Raw genomic sequence first — 23,461 nt, 5'->3', positions numbered from 1 at the left:
CCAGCTAAAATAGAAAATAAGTACAGGCTCATTGGCGGTTCGTATATGTGTATTTTGAAGGTAAATGAAGTAGACGCGGCTTAAGTATAAAGTCTTTTCTGTATGTTTACTTTTTGCAGAGTGGTTATAGTTGCTTGCAGGAGAGTGTTATTATATCACTCCTTATTTGTTGTTGATATACAGGAGATTGAAGGCGTTTATTTTCGTTGTTAGAGTGGAAGTCCACGGAGAAGGCGTGGTGCGTTGGAGGTGAGTCCAGAAGCTTCTTGCATAAGATATTTTTTTATTTTTGGCATTTGATTAATAAGTCCAAGGCCAACATCGCGAAAGAGGCGTAGGAGTAAGATATCATTCGAAAAAAGTCTGTTGAGCCAGTCATTACTAAGAGACATTCGTACAGTTTCAAAACGTCGCCAACTTTGATAGCGTTCGAGAGCTGTCATTGATCCGATATCGAGGCCCAATCGTGCTGTTTCGATGATGACTTCAGCTAAAGCGGCACTATCACGGAGTCCTAGATTAAGGCCTTGTCCTGCAATAGGGTGGACTGTGTGGGCGGCATCTCCTATGAGAGCAAAACGAGGTTTGATGCATTGATTTGTTAAGGAAAGAACGAGGGGAAATGCTTGGCGTTCACCATTCCAAGAAAGTTTTCCAAATTGATGACCAATACGTTTTTCTATCTCTGCTTCAAAAATTAAAGCGTCTGCTTTAAGATAAGATTGGGCGGTGTGATGTTTTTCATTCCATACGATAGCTAATCGGTTGCCTTTGAGAGGCAGGAGAGCAAAAGGTCCAGCAGGGAAGAAATGTTGAATTGCTCGGCCATGGTGGGCTTTTTCATGTTCGATAATGCATGTGATTGCTGTTTGTGGATAAAAATGAGCAAAGCTTTTAAGATCGGCTTTTTCTCGTAATATAGAGTGTGCTCCATTCGCTGCAACCAGCAATTTTGTTTGCCAAGTTTCTTTATTACTTAAGGTAACGGTTGTATGTTGCTTCTCTTGATGAAAATGAACGACAGTGGTTTTTTCGATAAAAGAGATATGCAAATCTTTTGCACGTTTTTTTAATGCACTGATGAGCCTTTTATTTTCAATCATACTTGCAAAGGGTTCTTTGGGTGTTATATCTCTTTCAAAGGTTAAAAAAATTGGTTTGATTGGATCATTGAGACGTGCGTCAGTGATGGTTATTGAATGGATAGGTTGAGCGTAAGGTTTGATATGTTTCCAGCACTGTAGTTGTTCAAGCATACGAATAGAAGCGGCAGAAAGAGCAAATGCTTGTGTATTTTTGGGAGATGTGTTGCTTTGGGAAGTGGCATCCACAACATTTATTTTCAGTTCAGGGGCAGCCTGTTTGAGAGCTACAGCAAGAGTCAAGCCAACAACTCCACCACCTGCAATAAGAAGGTCACATTGTTTTATTGTTTGATCGGTGTAAGAAGTCACGTTGTTTCTTTCACTTTTAGCAGTTATTTCATCTTAAATGATATGGATATTGATCTTATTATCATTTTTTGTGCAGTCTTAAAGAGAAATTGTTGTTATTATATTGGTTAAAACTGTATTAATATTTTTTATGTTACAAATTTTAGATATAATTCTTGCTTTAAGAATCTTACGTTCGGGATTGATGAATGCATCGGGGTTCCTCTCTTTATGATTTGCCAAAAAAACCAGAATATCGAAATTCGCATTTTATTGAAATGTTTTTGCAACAAATAGGGGTTTTGATTGGGTTTGGTCTTCTAGGGCTTTTGATTTTTTGTATCTTAGCTTTAGCAACGTGGAATTTTGTAGATCCATCATTGACTTATGCTAGTTCTAATGAGATCACAAATCTTATGGGATGGCCTGGTGCAGTTTTTTCAGATCTTGCTATGCAACTTTTTGGTTTGGCAAGTCTTGGTATTTTGTTGCCTCCATTCTTTTGGTCACTTTTGTTACTTGCACAAAAAAGAATTCATAATTTTCTGTTTCGTCTTTTTTTATGGTTGGTTTCAATAATTTCGTTTACAACTGCATTTGCTTTAATGACCCCTTTTGCATCTTTTACAAATTGGCCATTGCCGATTGGTTTTGGAGGAGTTTGGGGAGATAAGATTCTAAATGTTATTTCTTTTTTATTTTCTTTTTCTTCATCTATAGAGAATGTGTTGTGGGGTATTGCTTTGGCATTTGCCAGTTTTGTAGTGGCTATTTTTGCTGGCAATGTAGTGTGGCGACGTCAGACCGATACAAGTGAAAGCGAATCAGTTCGTGTGGATCCAGTTTTTGAGACATTAGAAAATGAAGAATATTCTCATAATGAACTCCATAGTGGTTTTTTCTCTACAGCTTTTGGAGCAGTTTTGCATTTTCTTTATTTTTTACAAGCCCGTTTTGAGCGTTTTTTTTCGTTTATGAGGTGGTTTAGAAAAATAGAAAATTCATTTGATCGAATTGAGCCGGTTTTTTTTGATGAAAAAACAGAATTTCAGGATTTCCAAAATACAGCTCTTTCTGCTTCTGATAACTTCGTGGTAAAGACTTCAAAAGCGCGTTCAAAATATTGTTTTACTCTTCCACGGCTAGATTATCTTGCTATTCCTTCATCAGCAGTAAAAAATATGCGTCTTTCCCCTGCTACTTTAAAAGCCAATTCTCAGGAACTGAAAAATATTTTATTAGATTTTGGGGTTAAGGGAGAAATTATTGATGCACGTCCTGGTCCAGTTGTAACCTTGTATGAATTTGAGCCGGCTGCTGGTATTAAATCTTCTCGTATTATTGGGCTAGCAGATGATATTGCTCGCTCTATGCGTTCTATTTCAGCGCGTGTTGCTGTTGTTCCAGGACGGAATGTTATTGGAATAGAATTACCCAATGCATCTCGTGAAATAGTCTATTTGCGAGAAATTTTACAGGCGCGGGAATTTTTTGGGACTGAAGCAAAATTAGGGCTTGCTTTGGGTAAAACCATAGGCGGTGAAACAATTGTTGCAGATTTAACGAAGATGCCTCATCTTTTAGTGGCAGGCACGACGGGATCAGGTAAATCTGTTGCTATTAATACAATGATTTTGTCTCTTCTTTATCGTTTAACACCTGAACAATGTCGCTTAATCATGGTTGATCCTAAAATGCTCGAGCTTTCGATTTATGACGGCATTCCTCATTTATTGACGCCCGTGGTGACAGATCCTAAAAAAGCAGTCATTGCTCTTAAATGGGCTGTTCGTGAAATGGAAGAGCGCTACAGCAAAATGTCAAAAGTCAATGTTCGCAATATTGATGGATTTAATGCTCGCTTAAAAGAAGCAAAAAAACAGGGTGAAGTATTAACACGGACGGTTCAAGTTGGATTTGATCACAAGACCGGTGAGCCCTTATATGAAACAGAGACCCTCGATTTAAATCCTTTACCTTATATTGTTGTTATTATTGATGAAATGGCAGATCTCATGATGGTTGCTGGTAAGGAGATTGAAGGCGCTGTTCAACGTTTAGCGCAAATGGCACGTGCTGCTGGTATTCATGTTATTATGGCAACACAACGTCCTTCAGTCGATGTTATTACAGGAACAATTAAAGCAAATTTTCCTACACGCATTTCTTTTGCTGTAAGTTCAAAAATTGATAGTCGGACAATTTTGGGGGAACAAGGGGCTGAACAATTATTAGGGCAAGGGGATATGCTGTTCATGATGGGAGGAGGACGTATTCAACGTATTCATGGAGCTTTTGTTGCAGATGATGAAGTTGAACAGGTTGTTGCGCACCTGAAAGACCAAGCAATGCCTGATTATTTGGAGACTATTACACAAGAAGTTGCAGATCGTGAAAGTGGTGTTTCATCTGTTTCTTCCTTAGAAGATGAGCCTTATAGAAAGGCTGTGATGGTGGTTCTGCGTGATCGTAAAGCTTCAACTTCTTATATTCAGCGCCGTTTGGGTATTGGCTATAATCGTGCTGCTTCATTAATTGAGAGGATGGAAGAAGAAGGAATTATTAGCCCAGCTAACCATGCAGGAAAACGAGAAATTTTGGTGCCTGCTTCAGAAGAACCCTTTTAAATAAAGTTTTTTAAAACATATTTTTAGAAAGTTCTTATCATCTATTGCTTATATAAAAATCAATAGAGTATGTATGGTGAGCACATGAGGAGCATGATGTATGAGGGTGTATTTTTTTACGTTAAGAAGAACGTTTAGTCTTATTTTGTTATTTTTTCTGTTGAGTAGTCCTGCTTTTTCGCAGTCAGCAAAGCAGTTTGCTCGGGCTCAGAATATTATTAATCATTTTGCGGCGATCAAAGTGATGACAGGGGATTTTATTCAATTTAATCCAAAGGGAAAAATGACAAAAGGAACATTTTATTTGGAGCGTCCAGGGAAAATTCGTTTTAGTTACAAAGGCGTGCCATTGCAGGTTATTTCAGATGGTAAATCTGTAGGGATTAACAATCGGGCTTTAAATACATGGAGCTTTTACCAGTTGTCTCAAACACCAATGAAATTTTTATTAGGGAATGTGATTCATTTATCGTCAGAAAATTTGTTAGCATTTCGAGAGGATCCGACAACAATCATGATTGTTTTACGGGATAAAACAATTGGAAAAGGGCAAATAAAGATGATCTTTGATTCTCAAAGTTATGCGTTGCGACAATGGGCAATTCTTGATCAACAAAATTTAGAAACAACTGTTAAAATCATGAATGTGCGTACAAACGTTAGATTTTCTGATGATATGTTCGTCATTCCCCATAAAAATACTGTGACGCTACAAAGTCGGAATAACAATTAATGCTTTTTCATATTGCTACTTGGAATATTAATTCTATTCGTTTGCGCCTTTCCCAGGTTCTTCAGTATTTAGATATTTTTTCTGTAGATATGTTATGCTTACAAGAAATAAAATGTCCAGATGATTTATTTCCACGTCAATTTTTTGAAGCAGCAGGTTATCAGCATATCGCATTGAGTGGTCAAAAATCTTATCATGGCGTGGCGATTATTTCTCGTTTGCCTTTTATTAGTGTTGAAAGGCGTTTCTTTTGTCAAAAAGAAGATTGTCGTCACCTTTCAGTTGTTATTGAACTTCATGGGAGAAAAATTCGGATTCATAATTTTTATGTTCCTGCTGGTGGTGATGAACCTGATGTAAACAAAAATGAAAAATTTCGTCATAAACTCGATTTTTTAGAAGAAATGTCTTCTATCCGTGCGGATCAGGGAGATGGTTTAGAGTCTCTTTTGTTAGGTGATCTTAATATTGCTCCTTTGCCAGAGGATGTTTGGTCTCATAAGCAATTATTGAAGGTTGTTAGCCATACGCCGATTGAGACAGAGCGTTTACAAGCTTTATGTTGTGAAGGTGGATGGGTTGATTTGATGCGGATGAAATTTCCAATTCCTACTAAACTTTATACCTGGTGGAGTTATCGTGCACGTGATTGGGCACTTTCTGATCGCGGTCGACGGCTTGACCATATTTGGTCTTCACCAAATTTAGTGCCTTTCGTTAAAGAACTTGCAATTTTTCGTGATACACGGGGATGGCTTCAGCCTTCAGATCATGTCCCAGTACAAACTTTATTTGATTTTTCAGGCAATTTAGAATAAGCATTGAATGAAGAAAAGGAATGGATTAATTCTCGAAGAATGCAGAGGAATGGATGGGGATCAGTCATTTAAAACAGATTCTATTAAAAGGGTTTTTGCATCCTTTTTGTCTGTTTTTTTTTGTTCTGCCAGGGTGTGTTGTTGGCCCCGATTATCGTAAAACATCTTTTTCTGTTCCAGCAATTTGGGGGCAACATTCTTCTGTACAAACTCTTGAACATTCCGCTACACTTGCGGGTTGGTGGCGAAATTTTAATGATCCGATTTTAGATGCGTTGATTCATGATGCAATCGCTGCAAATAATAGTATTGCGGTTGCGAAAGCGCGGGTTCGTGAAGCGCGGGCTAGTTTAGGGCAATCGATTGGACATCTTTCGCCAAGTATTTCAAGTTCCATTGTCGGCACTCATAGTTCTAGTCAGTCTGATACTTCTTTGAGTCAATATCGTGGTGGTTTTGATGCAAGTTGGGAGCTTGATCTGTTTGGGGGACATAAAAGAGCAGTTGAAGCAGCACGTTATGGCCTTGATGCAGCGGTAGAGGATCTGCGGGCTACAATGGTTACTCTTTTAGGAGATATCGCAACGAATTATGTTGAAATGCGTGGTTGGCAACAAAAACTGTCGATTGCGCGCTCTATTGCTGCGTCGCAGCGAAAAACAGCGCAATTAATAGAGGCTAAATTGAAAGCTGGGGACATCTCAGAGCTGGATAATTCAAATGCACGAGCACAAATGATCAATACAGAGGCCGATATTTTACAGATGGAAGTGAATTTATCGATGAGTATTCATCGTCTTTCTGTTTTAACTGGGCGTGTGCCTGTAGCATTACAGGATTTTTTGCAAAAAAGCGCTAAAAAGAAACAGATTCCAAAACCAAAATGGCCAATCTCTGTGGGAATTCCTGCTGATATTTTGTTGACACGTCCAGATTTACGACGTGCTGAGCGTCAATATGCTCAAGCGACAGCGCGAATTGGTCAACGCGAAGCAGAACGTTACCCTTCATTAAGCTTAACAGGTAATATTTCTACAACAGCAGAATCCGTGGGTCAATTAGCAAAAGGTTCGACGATTGGTTGGTCCTTTGGACCAAATATTCGCTTTCCTTTTTTTAATGGAGGACAAGTGGTTGCCTCGATTGCTGTAGCACGTGCTCAGCGTGATCAAGCTTTTATTGCTTATCGAGCGGCAGTGTTAGGAGCTTTAGAAGAAGTAGAGAATGCATTGGTGCGATTGTACAAAGAACAACAGCGTTTAAAAAAGTTATTGGCTGCAAATGCAGCTTATTCACATTCATTGAAGCTTTCGCAAGACCTTTTTGAAAGTGGTAATACCAGCTTTCTCGAATTACTCAATGCTTATCGTTCCTACTATTCTTCGCAAATGTCATTGAGTGATAGCTCTATCACTTTGGCAAAGCATTATATCGCATTGATGAAGGCATTAGGAGGAGGATGGAATGGTGTCGTTGATGTATCTCGTCCAGAGGTCGTTGATAAGATTACCAGTTCACATGTGAGGGCGAAACAATGATGAAATATCTTATGGAAAAATATGCAACCATAAAACGCAAAAAGCTTTTTTTATTTTGCAGTGTGGTTATTATCATCTTTGCCTTTAAGATGCTCTTTGTTTTATTTGGGAGTAAAAATACACCAAATTATATGACAGCAGTGGTTACGCGTGGTGATATTGAAGAAACGGTTTTAGCTTCTGGAATTGTGCGTCCTTATCGATTGGTGGCTGTTGGTGCGCGTGCAACAGGGCGTGTGGTTTCTGTCCGTGTTTCATCAGGAGATTTTGTAGAAGAAGGAGATCTTATAGCAGAGATTGACCCTACGGATCAGGAAAATGATCTGAAAAGAAAAAAAGCAGTCTTGTCCTATTATTATGCGAGTTTAAAAGAGCATGAAGCTTATCTCACTTTGGCAAAACAAAATTTAGAGCGTCAAAATAAACTGATTGAAGCACGAGCAGTTTCACGTGCTAATTTTGATGATGCAGTCACGCAAGTCAAAATACGTGAAGCTCAAATTGCTCAACTTCAGGAACAGATTGTGCAAGCACAAATTGATGTGAGAAGTGCAGAAGTGAATTTAAGCTATACGAAGATAACAGCGCCTTCTTCAGGAACAGTTTTAGCAACCGTTGTCGAAGAAGGACAAAATATTAATGCAACTCAGTCAGCACCGACAATTGTTATTTTAGGAGATTTGACGAAAATGACAATTAAGGCACAAATCTCAGAAGCGGATATTTTAAAAGTTCATGCAGGACAAGATCTTTATTTCACCATTTTAGGAGACGCAAAACGTCGTTATGAGGGATCATTAGAGACAATAGAACCTGCTCCTGAAGATATTCGTAGCGATATTAGTATTAACCCTAACATGTCGGGATCGAGCTCTTTAGCGTCATCAGCTATCTATTATAATGGGCTTGTGCATGTTAACAATAAAGATCGTTTTTTGCGCACTTATATGACCGCTCAAGTGCATATTATATTAGGGCGTGCTCGAAATGTCTTGTTGGTTCCAAGTGATGCTTTGCGCAATGAGACAAAAGAGCGTAAAGCATGGGTGCAGCTTTTGGTTGGTCGCGATAAAGTGATTACAAAACAAGTAACAGTCGGACTCAATAATAAAGTGATGGCTGAGATTGTTTCTGGGCTTAATGAGGGGGATGTGGTGGTGGTTGGTGCACGAGATGGGTTGCTCGTATCTTCTAATTTGCAGAGTGAAAATAGGGCTTAAAACATGATAACAGAATCGAAGGATACTGTTCTTGTCTTGGAAGATGTTGTCCGCGAATTTCGTGCAGGTGAGACATTGATCCGTGTTTTAAAAAACATTAATTTAACCATTAAGCGTGGCGAGATGGTTGCAATTGTAGGAGCATCAGGTTCAGGAAAATCTACGCTCATGAATATTTTAGGCTGTCTGGATCGACAAAGTTCAGGGCGCTATTGGATTGCTGGTAAAGATACGGCTTTGCTTTCAGCAGATGATTTATCAGCTTTGCGACGCAATCATTTTGGTTTTATTTTCCAGCGTTATCATTTGCTCAAAGAATTAACGGCTCTTGGAAATGTTGAAATTCCGGCTATTTATGCAGGATGTTCAGCAGAAATAAGAAAACAACGTGCACAGAGCCTTTTAACACGTTTAGGAATGCGTGATCGGATGAGCCATTATCCCAATCAGCTCTCAGGAGGGCAGCAGCAACGTGTTTCAATTGCTCGTGCTTTAATGAATGATGCTGATATTATTCTTGCAGATGAACCAACCGGTGCTTTAGACAAAAAAAGTGGTCAAGAAGTTTTGCATATTTTAGATGAGCTTCATCAAGAGGGACGGACTATTATCATTGTAACGCATGATATGCAGGTCGCCGAAAGGGCAGATCGTATTATTGAGATCAGTGATGGGGAGATTATTTCTGATACTGTTTCAAAAATTAACAAAACACCTAATAAGGAACACTCTTTTCAAAAAGAAGGTGATTTCAAAAGTACTCAACAGTTGGGAATTTTCCGCGCTTTTATGGGACGTTTTGGTGAAGCGTTTGTTATGGCTTTATTGGCCATGAATGCCCATCGGATGCGGACTTTTTTAACAATGCTTGGGATGATTATCGGTATTTCTTCAGTTGTTGCGATGATTGCTTTGGGAAATGGTACCCAGAAAAAGATTCTTGAAAATTTAAAGAGTTTCGGGACCAATACTTTGACAATTATGCCAGGTAAAAGCTTTTCTGATCCACAATCGGGAAAAATAACCAGTTTAGTAGAGGCAGATGCAGAAGCACTGTCTGAATTGCCTTATGTTGCTGGTGTTACGTCTCAGATTTCGGTAAGCTCGATGGTGTATTATAATGCAATTGAAACAAAGGCTATTGTTGTTGGTGTAGGAGAACAATTTTTTGAAATACAGGGGCTGAAAGTCATTCAAGGAAGGTTATTTGATCAATCAAGTGTGCGTGATCGGGCTGTTGATTTGATCATAGAAAAAGAGGCGCTTTCTGTTCTTTTTCCCCATAGTCAAGAAAATCCTATTGGAAAAATTATACGTGTGGGGAATGTGCCAGCTCGTATCATTGGTGTTGTGGATTCACAAAACAATAGCGGTGTTTCAGATACAATACAGATTTATTTGCCTTATACGGCAGTACAAATGCGCTTTCTTGGTAGAACAGATGTTCGTGCTATTATTCTTAAAATTGCTGATAACGTTGATTCACATTTAGCAGAAACTATGATTCGGCGTTTGTTAATTATGCGGCATGGGCAAGAAGATTTTTTTATTAAAAATTCGGAAGAGTTTCGCAAAAAAATTGTGAATAGTACAGATATTTTAACGCTTTTAGTGACTTCAATTGCAGCAATTTCACTCATTGTGGGCGGAATTGGAGTCATGAATATTATGCTTGTTACTGTTTCTGAGCGGATTAATGAAATTGGGGTACGTATGGCGATTGGTGCACGTCAGAGTGATATTTTGCAACAATTTTTAATTGAATCAATTTTGGTTTGTCTGATTGGTGGAAGTTTAGGGGTTCTCTTTGGACTTGCTATTGGGGGGATATTTATGTTGGGAAATTCTCCTATACAATTGATTTATACTGTTCGTTCAATCATAATAGCTGTTCTCTTTGCAGCCTTTATTGGGGTGGGCTTTGGTTTTTTTCCAGCACGAAAAGCTTCACGGCTTGATCCTGTCGTTGCTCTTGCACGGGATTGAGAAACTTCATTCAAGAGGATGATGACTCTTTTCGTAATTGTAAGAGCAAAGGATGGTCTTGTTTATAAGATTGTTGAGTTGTTTTTGGAATGTTAAGAGTTAAAAATATCTATGATGCAGGGAAATATGAAAAAAGGATTGATTGTCTAAAGTGAAAAGACAGTTGAAAATTTTTTTACAAAGAAGACAATATGATTCTTATTTTTACACTGATGCTTTTGATATATTCAAGGGCAAGAAGACGTATTTGATTGGCTTGTTTTATCCAGTTATCCGCAACATTTTGTTTTATCGGATAGGCAATAAAATTGACGTCAGGCATTAAATATTTAAACTCAAGTAAAGAACGGATCATATGATAATCGTGAGTAACGATATAAAGTGTTTTATAGCGATGCTTTTTGATCCAATGAGTACTTTCTTTAGCGTTTCCTTGAGTGTTGACCGCTTGATGATCAATGTCAACACAACAGGAAAAGAGTCGAGGATTGATGTTCATGATACGGATCAGTCTGTTGGGATGTGTTGTTGTGTTCACTCCGCTGATTAAGAGTCGCGAACCAAGCTTTTTTTGTAAAAGCTTTAATCCTGTTTCTATTCTGTTTTTTCCTCCTGTAAGGACAATAATAGCATCAGCTTTCGGTAAAGGCTGTGGAGGAGTAAGCTGCCCAACTTTTTCAGTAAAGGCAACAAAAGTAAAACAAAAAATGAGAATGATGATCAAAATAAAGAATGCTGTTGGTGGCAAATAGTAAAAAAATCGTTTACGTTTTCTCGTAACATCTATTCTGTATTTAAGAAGAGAATTTTGCGGTCTATCATGGGCAAAATTGTCATGCGAAAAATTGGGATCAGGAGTATTGTGGGTCATAAAATTAAAATAAGCCGTTTTCGCATTGATCGATTTTTTTAAGTTGTGCGAGAATCGTAATTCGATTGGTAAGCGCTGTGATGATAGCAACACAAAGAATAAGAATGAAAATTTTTCCATAGGTGGTCAAACTAATGAAAAAGTGCCCAAATAAAGCGATAATTTGACGCGTTTTTTCTAAACCTAAATTGTAATTTGTCCAAAAAAGAAAAACATTAAAGAGTAGTATACTGATCACACCGCCATATAATGCACCGCGGAATGCAGTTTTAAAAAAATGCCAATCAAACTGTTGGGCAATGAAGACGGTTTCAGTACCCAGAAAATATAAGACATTAATGATATGTGCATTTTCTGCTAGCGCGTTACGTGTAGCGAAAATAATTGTAAGGATTAATGAGCCAAGAATGAGAGCTAGAATTGCAAAACCAATAAAAACAGTTGTTTGTGTCATAGTGCTAAATCGATTCATCCAAAAGCGGTGATCATCGAATTGACCACCTGGAATTTGTGTTTTAATAGCGTGACTGATTGCTTGAAAATCAATTTTTTCATTTTCTTTCAAAGTGACAATGATAAGTCGGGGAATGGGAAATTCTTTGAGGGATATACCTGTTCCAAGCCATGGTTCGAGTAATTGTTCAGTGGCTCTTTGATCAATAATTTTGGCGTTTTGTACACCTTGAAATGTTTTCACTAATTTAACAGCATCATGGAGAGATTTTTCAATATCAATATTTTCAATTGGACGGATTTGAATCGTTGCTTCATAGCTTATTTGACTGCTCCAGTTATTGGCAGCGCGTTGTATTAAATCAACGCTGATTAATGTTAAGCTTGAAAGAAATGTCATAATAGCAATGACTGCAACTAATGCTTGCCCAGAGATATTATTACTAGGAATAAGAGGTGTTCTTTTTCCTTTATCAGCTGTAAAGATGCGTTTTAGAATGTAGAAAATGGAGGAAGATTTATTCATAAATTGTCATCCGTCCCTGGTGAAGAATTAAACGCCGCGCTGAAACTTGCTCCATCAATGAGATATCGTGGGTAGCAATGACGACAGCTGTGCCAAAACGATTTAATTCAATAAATAAGCGAAGTAAGCGCGATGCTAAAGATGGATCAACGTTTCCTGTGGGCTCATCTGCGAGAAGAATTTCGGGTTGATCAATAAGAGCACGTGCAATCGCTACTCTTTGTTTTTCTCCACCTGAAAGGACGGGTGGTAAAACATGAATATAATTTCCAAGACCAACCCATCGCAAAAGATCTTCCACTTCACTGCGATAGGTTGCTTCTTCTTGTCCTTTGATGCGTAAAGGCAGAGCAACATTTTCATAAGTTGTCATATGATCAAGCAATCGAAAATCTTGAAAAACAACCCCAATACGTCGTCGTAGAGCAGGAAGCTCTCGTCGTTTAAGTAATGCTGTATCATTGCCAAATAAATCAATGTGACCACGATTTGGTTTGATTGCAAGAAACATAAGACGCATCAACGATGTTTTTCCTGATCCAGAAGCTCCGGTTATAAATTGAAACGACCCTTCGGGAATGTGAAAGCTAATATCCCGGAGGATTTCGGGTCCCATTCCATAGCGCAAACCAACATTTTCAAAACGAATCACTTTTAAATACCACTTCTGTTTTTGGAGTGAATATGATGACAATGCTCTCTTAAGTACTTAATTTACTTTCTTTTTCCAATGTTATTGTTCTATTGGTAACCTCAATTATTTTCTATATTTTGCCGGTTTGCAATAAGATCATCGATGACTTGTGGTTCGGCAAGGGTTGAAATATCTCCTAGAGTATCAAGATCATTTTCAGCAATTTTTCGCAAAATACGTCTCATGATTTTTCCTGATCGTGTTTTGGGCAATTGAGCAGTAAATTGAAGTTTATCTATTATTGCAATAGCCCCAATTTCTTTTTTTACATGTTGAATAAGATTTTGGTGTAACTCCTCACTTGATGTTATCCCTTCCATTAAGGTTACAAAACTATAAATTCCTTGTCCTTTAATAGAGTGAGGATATCCTACAATAGCTGCTTCTGAAACAGAAGGGTGTGAAACAAGGGCTGATTCAAGTTCAGCAGTTCCTAGTCTGTGACCAGAAACATTAAGTATATCATCAATTCGTCCTGTAATCCAATAATAGCCATCGCTATCCCGTTTACATCCATCGCCTGTAAAATATTTTCCTTTATATGTGGAAAAATATGTTTGGATAAAGCGCTCATGGTTATTATAAAGGGTGCGCATTTGACCAGGCCATGAATCAGCGATACAAAGGCTTCCTTCTGCTTCTCCTTCCAAAACATTTCCTTGCGCATCAATGATTTGTAAACGGATGCCAAAGAATGGATGTGTAGCTGATCCCGGTTTGAGTGTTGTTACTCCGGGGAGAGGAGTGATGATATGTCCTCCTGTTTCTGTTTGCCACCATGTGTCAAGAATGGGACAACGGCTGTCTCCAATGGTATGATAAAACCATTCCCATGCTTCTGGATTGATCGGTTCGCCTACTGTTCCTAAGAGGCGAAGAGAGGTTCTTTGAGAGCGGGTGACATATGAGTCTCCTGCGCCCATTAAAGCACGAATAGCCGTTGGTGCGGTGTAGAGTGTATTGACTTTGTGTTTATCGACAATATCCCAGAATCTCCCTTTATCAGGGAAAGTTGGTGTGCCTTCGAACATTAAGGTAGTCGCACCATTACATAAAGGTCCATAGACCAAATAAGAGTGGCCAGTAATCCAGCCAATGTCAGCTGTACACCAATAAATTTCATGGGGATGGTAATCAAAAACATATTGATGTGTCATCGATACATAGACAAGATATCCACCTGTTGTATGCAGAACACCTTTTGGTTTGCCTGTTGATCCTGAGGTATAGAGTATAAAAAGAGGATCTTCTGCATTCATTTTTTCAGGGGGACAATCAGTTGGAGCTTGAAGTGCTTCTTCATGGTACCAGAAGTCACGTTCTGCAACCCAGTTAATTTTTTCATTTGTGCGTTGTATGACCATGACGTGGTTGACATGCACATTGTGGCGTGCTGCTATATGAATAGCTTGATCAATATTCTCTTTTAAATTAATTGTTTTTCCTCCACGTAAACCTTGATCAGCAGTAATGATAAAAGTTGATTCACAATCAATGAGACGCCCTGCAATCGCTTCAGCAGAAAAACCAGCAAAGATAACTGAATGAATAGCTCCAATACGGGCACATGCGAGCATAGCGTAAGCTGCTTCAGGAATCATTGGTAGATAGATGGTGACTCTGTCTCCTTTTTTAATACCGTATTTTTTTAAGATGTTTGCAAAACGACAGACTTTTTCATACAGAGAATTATAAGTTATTTTTTGATCAATATTGGGATCATCACTTTCCCAAATAAGTGCGATTTGATCACCGTGATTTTTTAAATGACGATCAATGCAATTATAAGCTACATTGGTAATTCCATCTTCATACCATTTAATCGATACAGAGTCATTAAATGAAGCGTTTTTTGCCTTTGTGTAGGGTTTAAACCATTCAATACGGCGACCATGTTTTGCCCAGAAAGCTTCTGGATTGTTAATGCTTTCTTGATACTGTTGTTGGTAGGTTTCGTAGTGAATGAAAGCATTTTTTTTGAGATGCATTGGTACTGGATAAGTTTTTTCAGACATTGTTTCCCCCTATTTTATTGATGTCAAAAAGATTGCTCTATGGCTCTCTTGTTCTTCTGTTTTTTGAGATGCATTGGGTCTGATAAGTTTTTTCAGACGTTGTTCCCCTTCATTTATTGATGTCAAAAAGATTGCTCTGTTGCTCTCTTGTTATGCTATTTTTGAGATACATTGGATCTGGTAAGTTTTTTCAGACATTGTTTCCCTCCTATTTTATTGATATCAAAAAGATTGCTCTATGGCTATCTTGTTATTCTATTTTGGGGACAACTTTTTCATGAGTACTTTGATAAGAATGAAAATTTTATATTTAACTTAGTTTAAGTCATAGGCTTGAATAGTTAATTTTATGCAATGAAGATCAAAAAAAGCTTTTTTATGTGTGTTTGTAAAAGGTGGAAAGTCTTAAAAAAGACAATCATTAAAAGGAGCGGGGACCAAATAAAGCTGATCCAATACGAAGAACATTTGCACCAAATTGGAGAGCGATTTTAAAGTCATTGGACATGCCCATAGAGAGTTTTGAAAGACCAATTTCTTTTGCAAGTTTTGCTAAAAGAGCAAAATAAGGGCCGGGATTTTCTTGAATAGGAGGGATGCCCATCAGTCCGACGATATCAAGCCCGTAATTATTTTTGCATTGAGCAACAAAGGCTTTCACTTCGTGTGGAAAAATGCCACTTTTTTGTGGTTCTAATCCTATATTGACTTGGATATAGCAGGGGAGATGCTTTTTTTGCTTGTGCATTTCTTCTGCTAGGCTTTTAGCTATTTTTTCTCGATCAACAGTTTGAATCGCATCGAAGATTCTGACAGCTTCTGCTGTTTTGTTGGATTGTAAGGGACCAATAAGATGAAGTTCGATTGTGTTGAATTTTTGTCGTAAGGAAGGCCATTTTTCGGCTGCTTCTTGCACGCGATTTTCAGCAAAAAGGGAGTGGCCTGCTTGTAGAAGAGGAACAATATTGTTTGCGGCAACAGTTTTTGAAACAGCAATGAGTTGAATATTCTCCACGGGGCGATGATAGTCATGACATGTTTTGGCAATGTCTTGTTGAAGGTTTTTCCACGCGTCAATAGAGGAAATATGAGGTATATTCATAGGGGTGTGCTTTCTGTTTTTATGCAGGAATGAGATAATTTTTTTATAAAAGCTTTAAAATAATTCATGAAAAGGTTGACGATAAAGTTAATCCGTGGTGAATCTTGCAAGAATTTTGAAGTTAATTTTATAAAGAGTATAACGGGAATGATAAGCGAACGCTATAATCCACGTGCACAGGAAAAAAAATGGCAAGCGATTTGGGATGAAAAGAAAATTTTTCAAGTCGCTGATAATGGTGAGCATGAAAAATATTATGTTTTAGAGATGTTCCCTTATCCTTCTGGACGTATTCATATGGGGCATGTGCGCAATTATACTATGGGCGATGTTGTTGCCCGATATAAGCGGGCAAAGGGATTTCATGTGCTACATCCAATGGGATGGGATGCTTTTGGAATGCCTGCTGAAAATGCTGCCATGCAAAATAAAGTCCATCCTAAAGTATGGACCTATGACAATATCAAGGTCATGCGAAAGCAGTTGCAGCAACTGGGTTTTTCTTTGGATTGGTCCCGTGAATTTGCTACATGTGATGTCGACTATTATCATCGTCAACAAATGCTATTTCTGGATTTCTATCAGAAGGGGCTTATTGCACGGCAGGTGGCTAAAGTTAATTGGGATCCCGTTGATCAAACAGTTTTAGCGAATGAACAGGTTGTTGATGGTCGTGGTTGGCGTTCTGGTGCATTGGTTGAACAACGCGAATTAACCCAGTGGTTTTTCAAAATCAGTGATTTTAGTGATGATTTATTGGCGGGACTTGAAACGCTTGATCAGTGGCCAGAAAAAGTACGCATTATGCAAAAAAATTGGATTGGCAAATCACAGGGGCTTCTGATTCGTTGGGCTTTGCATAAAACCAATATAGTGGATGATGTCTGTGATGCATTTGATGAGATTGTTTGTTATTCAACACGTCCTGAGACTCTTTTTGGTGCTTCTTTTTTAGCACTTTCTGTTGATCATCCAATTGCAAAAGCTTTAGCGCAAAAAGATAAGACACTTGATACTTTTATTAAAGATTGTCAGTGTCATGGTACCACAGAAGCGGCATTTGAGACAGTGGAAAAACAAGGATTTCGTACACCACTTTTTGCTCTTCATCCTTTTGATCCGACGGTGCGTCTTCCTGTTTATATCGCTAATTTTGTTCTTATGAATTATGGAACCGGAGCTATTTTTGGCTGCCCTGCTCATGATCAGAGAGATTTGGATTTTGCTCGAAAATATAATCTTGCTGTGCGTCCAGTAATTGTACCAAAAGAAAGTGACGCTAAGCAGTTTGTCATTGCTGAAACAGCTTATATGGGCGACGGCGTGATGATGAATTCAGGTTTTTTAGATAGTTTGACACCGCAAGAAGCTTTTCAAATGGTTGCTGAACGGCTTGAGAAACAGTTGCTCAAGGATCAGCCTCAAGCACAAAAAACAGTGCAATTTCGATTACGGGATTGGGGAATTTCGCGTCAGCGTTATTGGGGCTGTCCGATTCCTATAATCCATTGTACGGATTGTGGTGTCGTGCCTGTCCCACGTGATGATTTGCCCGTTGTGTTACCCGATGATGTCACTTTTGATCAGCCCGGTAATCCACTTGCGCGCCATGATGAATGGCAAAGGGTGGTTTGTCCTTCTTGTGGTCAGTTGGCAAAACGTGAAACCGATACAATGGATACTTTTGTTGATTCTTCTTGGTATTATGCACGCTTTACAACACCCCATGCCCAAGAACCAATAGACCAGAAAATAGCAGCACAATGGTTACCTGTTCAGCAATATATTGGTGGGATTGAACATGCGATTTTGCATCTTTTATATGCACGTTTTTTCACACGTGCAATGAAGATGATAGGCTATGTTTCGGTAGATGAGCCTTTCAAAGGCTTGTTTACGCAGGGTATGGTTGTTCATGAAACCTATCAAGATGAGAAAGGATGGGTTTCGCCAGCGGATGTCGCAATTGTTGAAAAGGATGGAAAACGTCATGCCTATAAGTTGACCGATCAAAGTGAAGTAAGGATTGGTTCAATTGAAAAAATGTCCAAATCAAAAAAGAATGTCGTTGATCCTGATGACATTATCGCTTCCTATGGGGCGGATACTGTACGCTGGTTTATGTTATCGGATTCTCCTCCTGAGCGTGATGTCATTTGGTCGGAATCTGGAATTGAAGGGGCGCACCGTTTTGTGCAGCGTGTTTGGCGTTTAGTGGCTTTAAGTGCTCCAGTTTTAAAGGAAGCAAAGTCATGTGCAGGACAGCAAGGAGCTGCTTTGGAGCTTTCCAAAGCAGCCCATCGCACACTTTGTGCTGTAGAAGATGATTTAGAAAAACTCGCTTTTAATCGAGCTGTCGCACGCCTTTATGAATTATTGAATGTGATTGCTTCCTCTTTAAATAATATAGAAAATGCTGAAGATGAGATGAAGTCTGCACTACGTCAAGCAATGGATTTTTTTATTGCAATGATCGCTCCTATGATGCCTCATTTAGCAGAAGAATGTCATGCTGCTTTGGGTGGGAATACACTGATGTCACAGTGCGCTTGGCCTGCTTATGATTCTGCATTAACGGTTGAGGAATATATTACTTTACCAGTGCAAATTAATGGCAAAAAACGAGGGACTGTCACTCTTGCTGCAGTGGCTGATAATGCGGCAATTGAAGAAGCGGTTTGTGCTCTTGACTTTGTCCAAGCACACTTAGCTGGCAAATCTATTAAGAAAATGATTATTGTTCCAAAAAGGATTGTTAATGTCATTATTTAATGGATTGAGTGTTGCTGTTTTTTCTTGTTTGTTTGCTTTTCTTAGTGGATGTACCGTTGAACCACTTTATCGTCAGGTTTCACAGGGATCGACATCCGCAATTTCTCTTTTGCATGGTGGGACATCAGAAAAGATTTCTACAGGACTTTCTGAGAAATTTGCAGCCATTGTGATTGAAGAACCCTCTGATCATTTCAGTCAAATGGTTCGTAATCATTTATTGTTTCTTCTCTATGGGCATGGAGGAAAGCCTTCTGTACCTCTTTATCAATTATCATTGCAAACATCGGTTTTTACACGAACATCTTTCGAGATAGATATAGATAATGACCAGGAAGGGGATGGAAGGGGACACCCTTCTGTTGGGACAATTGTGAGTAGAGCTTCTTATCTTTTAAAGACTATGAACAATGAACTTATTGCGAAAGGGGCAGGAACAATAAGGGCTTCTTTTGATCAACTTCGTCAAGAATATGCAACGGTGCAAGCTGAAAAAAATGCGCAAAAACGCGTTGCTGAAGAATTAGCTGAACGCATTTTTATGTTGCTTGCAAAAGATCTCGCAAAAAATTCTTCTTTGTAAAAGCTCAAATTCTTTCACAATTAAAAGGATATGAAGAAGTTTCGGACACGGTATAGCCAAAAAAATCTTATTCTCATCCCTTCAATTTATATTTTTGCTTGTTTCAACATCCCAGTTGAGATGTTTGAAGAAGAATCATAATATTTGTAGGGTTTTAAATGCTTTTTAAGCGATGCTTTGTCCCGTTTTTGCCCAGTCCGCCGCAAATGTTTGTAAGCCCTGGTCGGTTAGAGGATGTTTAATCAGATTTTTTAGGATTGCTGGTGGAACAGTTGCAACATCTGCGCCACTTAATGCTGCTTCTTTAACGTGATTGACAGAGCGGATAGAAGCAGCCAAAATTTGAGTGTTGAAATTATATTGGTCATAAAGAGTACGAATTTCATGGAGCAGTTCAATACCATTATATCCACAGTCATCGATTCTTCCGATAAAGGGTGAAATAAATGTTGCACCTGCTTTTGCAGCTAACAAAGCTTGATTGGCCGAAAAACAAAGGGTAAGGTTTGTTTTTAATCCTTTTTCAGTGAGGGCTTTACAAGCTTTTAATCCATCAAGTGTTAAGGGAAGTTTGATGCAAATATTGTTGGCAATCTTTGCTAAAACAGCCGCCTCTTCCATCATATTATCGAAGTCAGTTGCAACAACTTCAGCAGAGACTGGTCCGCTGACAAGAGCGCAAATCTCTTTGATGGTTTCCAGAATATTCCGTCCAGATTTGAGAATGAGAGAAGGGTTGGTTGTGACACCATCGACTAATCCTAAATTTTGTAATTCTTGGATATCTTCTCTGTGAGCACTATCCACAAAAAATTTCATTTCACATCTCCTTGGTTTTTAAAAGTTTGTTTTTAACACTTCCATCGGTTCTTTTTGTCTATGTTATGCGTCATTCTTTATAGAAAAAGCAAGGATTTGGTTGATGGATAGAGAAGTGGTACAAAACGTCTTGAGACGAAAGAAAATCGATGAAAAAAGTCTCTTATCTTATTGTTTCATTCTGGGATAGTTATTGGATTGGTTATATAAAGCACAGACCAGGGAAAAAATAGGGTAGTACAAGAATAGAAAAATGCAACAATAAAACCAAAGTACTATTGATGAAAAGGTGATGTCCATTGTGACAGAAATGAAAATTGTTTCGGTTGTGGTGCCGATCCCAGTTTTTCAGGCTTATAGCTATGGGGTAGAACCGCATATAGAGGTCAAAGTTGGTTCTTTTGTGCGTGTTCCTGTTGCAGGACGCGAGATTTGTGGTTTTGTGGTTGCTGTTGGTGAGTCGATCTTTGAAGAAGAACAAAAGGATCATTTAAAGAACATAACCGCTGTTTCTGTAGCGCGTGATAAATTGCGCTTTGTGACGCACGTTTTTGATTGTCCGCCATTAAAAGCTGAGATGATCGCGTTTTTGCGTTTTGTTAGTCAGTATACCATGACGCCTTTCGGTCTTATCGCGGGGTTAGTTTTACGTGTACCGACAGCTTTAGATCCAGAAGAAAAGATGGTGGGACTGCGTTATTGTGGAGGGAACGTGGCACGATTAACACCAGCACGATCGCGCGTTTTAGACTTGGCGCGTGATGGAATGATTTGGAATCGTTCTGATCTTGCTCATGCGGCCAAAACTGCGCTTTCCGTGGTAGATCTTTTAAAATCACTTGGGGTTTTTGAAGAAGTTATGGTGCCTGCACAAGCAGTGGTTGCTCTCCCTGATCCTGATTTTTGTCCACCTGTTTTAGAAGGAGCACAGAAAGCGGCAGCGAATGTGTTGCGAGAAGGTGTTTTGTTTTCTCAATTTCAGGTTTTTTTGCTTGATGGAGTTACGGGATCTGGAAAAACAGAAGTCTATTTTGAAGCGGTAGCTCAAGCGTTAAGGGACAACAAACAGGTTTTGATTTTACTGCCAGAAATTGCTTTAACACAACAATTTTTAGACCGTTTTCGTGCGCGTTTTGGAGCTTCAGCAGCTGAATGGCATTCTGATTTAACCCCACGTCGTCGTGAACGTGTGTGGCGGCAAGTTTTAGAAGGAAAGGTGCGGGTTGTTGCAGGAGCGCGTTCAGCGCTTTTTTTACCCTTTCTGGATCTTGGATTAATCGTTGTTGATGAAGAGCATGATGGTGCTTATAAACAAGAAGAGCGTATTTTTTATCATGCGCGGGATATGGCTGTGGCGCGCGGATCTTTTGAGCGTTGTCCTGTTATTTTATCATCAGCGACTCCTTCCATTGAAAGTCAAGTGAATGTTTTATGGGGGCGTTATCAGCGGGTGCATTTGCCTTCACGGTTTCAAGCAGTAGCACTGCCGGATTTGCAAGTCATTGATATGCGTAAAGGGGGTGTAGAAAAAGGACGCTTTATTTCTTCTGTTCTTGAACGAGCTTTAAGAAAAACTTTGGAAAAGGGTGAGCAGGCGCTTTTGTTTCTCAATCGGCGTGGATATGCGCCTTTAACACTTTGTCGAATGTGTGGACATCGTTTCCATTGTACGGATTGTTCAAGTTGGTTGGTTGAGCATCGTTTGCGAGGACAGCTTAAATGTCATCATTGTGGTTATTATGAACCTCTTCCAGAAGCGTGTCCAGAATGTGGGACATTGGATCATTTAGTGGCTTGTGGGCCAGGGGTGGAAAGAATTGCCGAGGAAACACAGAGGCTTTTTCCACAGGCACGGTTGCTTATTTTATCTACTGACTTAAAAGGAAGAATCAGTCAATTGCGGCGAGAATTAGAAGCAATTGCAAAGGGGGATGTGGATATTATTATTGGAACACAGTTAGTTGCTAAGGGGCATCATTTTCCCGGATTGTCTTTGGTTGGGGTGATTGATGCTGATTTAGGGCTTGCCAATGGTGATTTACGTGCAAGTGAACGTACCTTTCAACTTTTGTCTCAGGTTACAGGGCGTGCAGGGCGTATGGGATTAGAAAGTCTAGGATTGTTGCAAACATATCAACCAGATCATCCGGTTATAAAAGCTTTGCTTTCACAACAGCGTGAGGATTTTTATAAGCGTGAGATTGCAATACGCCAACATGATGTTTTGCCTCCTTATGGACGACTTGCAGCTTTGATTATTTCTTCGGAAAAACGCCAAGTGGCGGAAAATTATGCCCGTGCATTGCGCCAGGTTGCACCATCGATGAAAGGTGTATCGGTAATGGGGCCTGCAGAAGCACAGTTGGCACTTGTGCGGGGGCGTTATCGTTTTCGCCTATTATTTCATGGGCAGCGCTCTTTTGATTTACAAGGGTTTATTCGTGTTGTTCTATCTCGTGCACCAAAAAAGCCTAGTTCGGTTCGGGTTCAGATTGATATTGATCCGCAAAGTTTTCTCTGAAAAGTTTAGGGATATTTGTTTGTTAAAAGACTGTTTTAAAGGGGGAGTTGTTTTGAAAAAGATGGGATTTATCCTTTTTATTTTGAGTTGGTTTATTGGGACAGGAGCGCACGCATCGGTTTCTGATGTCATTAAAAATAATGAAAAAAAGGAAATGAAAAGTGCTGATGCGACTGTTTTTGTTTTTACTTATCGCTTAATAAGAGAAGTGGAAAAAGTTTTTCAGCCAATCATTGCTTCTCCACAAAAAACAATGCAGTCCCTTTGTGGTTTTCCAGTTGTAAATGCTCGCCAGTTGGTTTACGCCTACGCGGTTTTTTATGATGATATAATTTTGCAAGATATTATGGCCTTTAATAAATTATTGAATATTGATCATAAGGCTGTTGTCGGACCTTTGACAGCACAAATTTTGCAGCATTTAAAAAATCATCGTAAATTGATGGAAAAGGCACGTATATTGGATCTTTCAGGAGATGTTGTGAAAGCTCTTTTGATGGATGAAAGTTTTAAAATCGATATTTTATTATCCAAAGTTGGACAAGAAATTTCCTCTTCAGTGTTCGACACCTTTCATGAAGGAGATATGAGAAACTTAAATCAGGTCTCAGCCAAGATTAAAAATGGACTCAAAAAAAATTGTGTTCCTCATCCACCAACTGAAAAGCTATTTTAATTATTTTAACGAAAAATTTTCAAAAAGCACTACTTTGTGGTGTTGCGAGTCAATTATGTCTATGCTAGAGATTG

Annotated in this window: 17 protein-coding genes; 10 read left to right on the top strand and 7 right to left on the bottom strand. The window is 38.9% G+C overall.

The window, feature by feature from the left end:
* Positions 1-209: 209 nt before the first annotated feature.
* Positions 210-1,454, bottom strand: coding sequence for a ubiquinone biosynthesis hydroxylase (locus tag Bra60_RS06140; protein WP_078688939.1), 1,245 nt, complete (start codon positions 1,452-1,454; stop codon positions 210-212).
* 188 nt (positions 1,455-1,642) lie between these two features.
* Between Bra60_RS06140 and Bra60_RS06135 the strand changes: the two genes are divergently transcribed.
* The 6 genes from Bra60_RS06135 to Bra60_RS06110 all read left to right on the top strand — a co-directional run bounded on the left by Bra60_RS06135 (position 1,643) and on the right by Bra60_RS06110 (position 10,355).
* On the top strand, positions 1,643-4,060 hold the full coding sequence (locus Bra60_RS06135; protein WP_078698155.1) for an FtsK/SpoIIIE family DNA translocase: 2,418 nt from the start codon (positions 1,643-1,645) through the stop codon (positions 4,058-4,060).
* Positions 4,061-4,160: 100 nt separating this feature from the next.
* Positions 4,161-4,793 (top strand): LolA family protein, encoded by a 633-nt coding sequence (locus tag Bra60_RS06130; RefSeq protein ID WP_078688937.1) that lies wholly within the window; start codon positions 4,161-4,163, stop codon positions 4,791-4,793.
* Positions 4,793-5,611, top strand: coding sequence for an exodeoxyribonuclease III (locus Bra60_RS06125; protein WP_078688936.1), 819 nt, complete (start codon positions 4,793-4,795; stop codon positions 5,609-5,611). The genes Bra60_RS06130 and Bra60_RS06125 overlap by 1 nt, the downstream gene beginning before the upstream one ends.
* Before the next feature lie 53 nt (positions 5,612-5,664).
* The gene (locus Bra60_RS06120) at positions 5,665-7,149 is read left to right on the top strand and encodes an efflux transporter outer membrane subunit (RefSeq protein ID WP_078688935.1); all 1,485 of its coding nucleotides are present in this window, start codon (positions 5,665-5,667) and stop codon (positions 7,147-7,149) included.
* Entirely contained in the window at positions 7,149-8,369 is a 1,221-nt protein-coding gene (locus Bra60_RS06115; RefSeq protein WP_371326067.1) for an efflux RND transporter periplasmic adaptor subunit, read from the top strand. The genes Bra60_RS06120 and Bra60_RS06115 overlap by 1 nt, the downstream gene beginning before the upstream one ends.
* 3 nt (positions 8,370-8,372) lie before the next feature.
* Complete coding sequence (locus Bra60_RS06110; protein WP_078688934.1) at positions 8,373-10,355, top strand: MacB family efflux pump subunit; 1,983 nt, start codon at positions 8,373-8,375, stop codon at positions 10,353-10,355.
* Between the two features lie 175 nt (positions 10,356-10,530).
* Here the strand turns inward: Bra60_RS06110 and Bra60_RS06105 are convergent, their stop codons facing one another.
* From Bra60_RS06105 to Bra60_RS06085, 5 genes are all read right to left on the bottom strand, one after another.
* Positions 10,531-11,226, bottom strand: coding sequence for a YdcF family protein (locus tag Bra60_RS06105; RefSeq protein WP_078688933.1), 696 nt, complete (start codon positions 11,224-11,226; stop codon positions 10,531-10,533).
* Between the two features lie 4 nt (positions 11,227-11,230).
* Entirely contained in the window at positions 11,231-12,205 is a 975-nt protein-coding gene (locus tag Bra60_RS06100; RefSeq protein ID WP_078688932.1) for a cell division protein FtsX, read from the bottom strand.
* Positions 12,198-12,857: a cell division ATP-binding protein FtsE gene (gene ftsE / locus Bra60_RS06095; protein WP_035006504.1), complete on the bottom strand. Its 660-nt coding sequence runs from the start codon at positions 12,855-12,857 to the stop codon at positions 12,198-12,200. The genes Bra60_RS06100 and ftsE overlap by 8 nt, the downstream gene beginning before the upstream one ends.
* Positions 12,858-12,958: 101 nt before the next feature.
* Entirely contained in the window at positions 12,959-14,914 is a 1,956-nt protein-coding gene (gene acs / locus Bra60_RS06090) for an acetate--CoA ligase (protein ID WP_035006505.1), read from the bottom strand.
* 421 nt (positions 14,915-15,335) lie between these two features.
* Positions 15,336-16,016: a YggS family pyridoxal phosphate-dependent enzyme gene (locus tag Bra60_RS06085; protein WP_078688930.1), complete on the bottom strand. Its 681-nt coding sequence runs from the start codon at positions 16,014-16,016 to the stop codon at positions 15,336-15,338.
* Between the two features lie 147 nt (positions 16,017-16,163).
* Between Bra60_RS06085 and leuS the strand changes: the two genes are divergently transcribed.
* Complete coding sequence (gene leuS / locus Bra60_RS06080) at positions 16,164-18,788, top strand: leucine--tRNA ligase (protein WP_078698154.1); 2,625 nt, start codon at positions 16,164-16,166, stop codon at positions 18,786-18,788.
* Positions 18,775-19,371: a hypothetical protein gene (locus tag Bra60_RS06075; protein WP_078698153.1), complete on the top strand. Its 597-nt coding sequence runs from the start codon at positions 18,775-18,777 to the stop codon at positions 19,369-19,371. Before leuS ends, Bra60_RS06075 begins: the two co-directional genes overlap by 14 nt.
* Before the next feature lie 165 nt (positions 19,372-19,536).
* Here Bra60_RS06075 and fsa read toward each other — a convergent pair whose 3' ends face one another.
* The gene (gene fsa, locus Bra60_RS06070; protein WP_078698152.1) at positions 19,537-20,190 is read right to left on the bottom strand and encodes a fructose-6-phosphate aldolase; all 654 of its coding nucleotides are present in this window, start codon (positions 20,188-20,190) and stop codon (positions 19,537-19,539) included.
* Between the two features lie 292 nt (positions 20,191-20,482).
* Here fsa and Bra60_RS06065 point away from each other — a divergent pair, with 292 nt between their 5' ends.
* Together Bra60_RS06065 and Bra60_RS06060 are read left to right on the top strand one after the other, a co-directional pair.
* Entirely contained in the window at positions 20,483-22,711 is a 2,229-nt protein-coding gene (locus Bra60_RS06065; RefSeq protein ID WP_078688926.1) for a primosomal protein N', read from the top strand.
* Positions 22,712-22,772: 61 nt separating this feature from the next.
* Positions 22,773-23,387, top strand: a complete 615-nt coding sequence (locus Bra60_RS06060; RefSeq protein WP_236823980.1) for a hypothetical protein — start codon at positions 22,773-22,775, stop codon at positions 23,385-23,387.
* Positions 23,388-23,461: the final 74 nt, after the last annotated feature.

This window comes from Bartonella sp. Raccoon60 (genome assembly GCF_002022585.1).
GTDB lineage: Bacteria > Pseudomonadota > Alphaproteobacteria > Rhizobiales > Rhizobiaceae > Bartonella > Bartonella rochalimae.
The sequence above is the reverse complement of the archived record's forward strand: the minus strand, read 5'-3'. Positions and strand labels throughout refer to the sequence as shown.

What these genes read in the sequence shown, in the direction of transcription:
- Bra60_RS06135 (WP_078698155.1), top strand. Translation starts at nt 1,643, where the DNA reads ATGCATCGGGGTTCCTCTCTTTATGATTTGCCAAAAAAACCAGAATAT.
- Bra60_RS06130 (WP_078688937.1), top strand. Translation starts at nt 4,161, where the DNA reads ATGAGGGTGTATTTTTTTACGTTAAGAAGAACGTTTAGTCTTATTTTG.
- Bra60_RS06125 (WP_078688936.1), top strand. Translation starts at nt 4,793, where the DNA reads ATGCTTTTTCATATTGCTACTTGGAATATTAATTCTATTCGTTTGCGC.
- Bra60_RS06120 (WP_078688935.1), top strand. Translation starts at nt 5,665, where the DNA reads ATGGGGATCAGTCATTTAAAACAGATTCTATTAAAAGGGTTTTTGCAT.
- Bra60_RS06115 (WP_371326067.1), top strand. Translation starts at nt 7,149, where the DNA reads ATGAAATATCTTATGGAAAAATATGCAACCATAAAACGCAAAAAGCTT.
- Bra60_RS06110 (WP_078688934.1), top strand. Translation starts at nt 8,373, where the DNA reads ATGATAACAGAATCGAAGGATACTGTTCTTGTCTTGGAAGATGTTGTC.
- Bra60_RS06105 (WP_078688933.1), bottom strand. Translation starts at nt 11,226, where the DNA reads ATGACCCACAATACTCCTGATCCCAATTTTTCGCATGACAATTTTGCC.
- Bra60_RS06100 (WP_078688932.1), bottom strand. Translation starts at nt 12,205, where the DNA reads ATGAATAAATCTTCCTCCATTTTCTACATTCTAAAACGCATCTTTACA.
- acs (WP_035006505.1), bottom strand. Translation starts at nt 14,914, where the DNA reads ATGTCTGAAAAAACTTATCCAGTACCAATGCATCTCAAAAAAAATGCT.
- Bra60_RS06085 (WP_078688930.1), bottom strand. Translation starts at nt 16,016, where the DNA reads ATGAATATACCTCATATTTCCTCTATTGACGCGTGGAAAAACCTTCAA.
- leuS (WP_078698154.1), top strand. Translation starts at nt 16,164, where the DNA reads ATGATAAGCGAACGCTATAATCCACGTGCACAGGAAAAAAAATGGCAA.
- Bra60_RS06075 (WP_078698153.1), top strand. Translation starts at nt 18,775, where the DNA reads ATGTCATTATTTAATGGATTGAGTGTTGCTGTTTTTTCTTGTTTGTTT.
- fsa (WP_078698152.1), bottom strand. Translation starts at nt 20,190, where the DNA reads ATGAAATTTTTTGTGGATAGTGCTCACAGAGAAGATATCCAAGAATTA.
- Bra60_RS06065 (WP_078688926.1), top strand. Translation starts at nt 20,483, where the DNA reads ATGTCCATTGTGACAGAAATGAAAATTGTTTCGGTTGTGGTGCCGATC.
- Bra60_RS06060 (WP_236823980.1), top strand. Translation starts at nt 22,773, where the DNA reads ATGGGATTTATCCTTTTTATTTTGAGTTGGTTTATTGGGACAGGAGCG.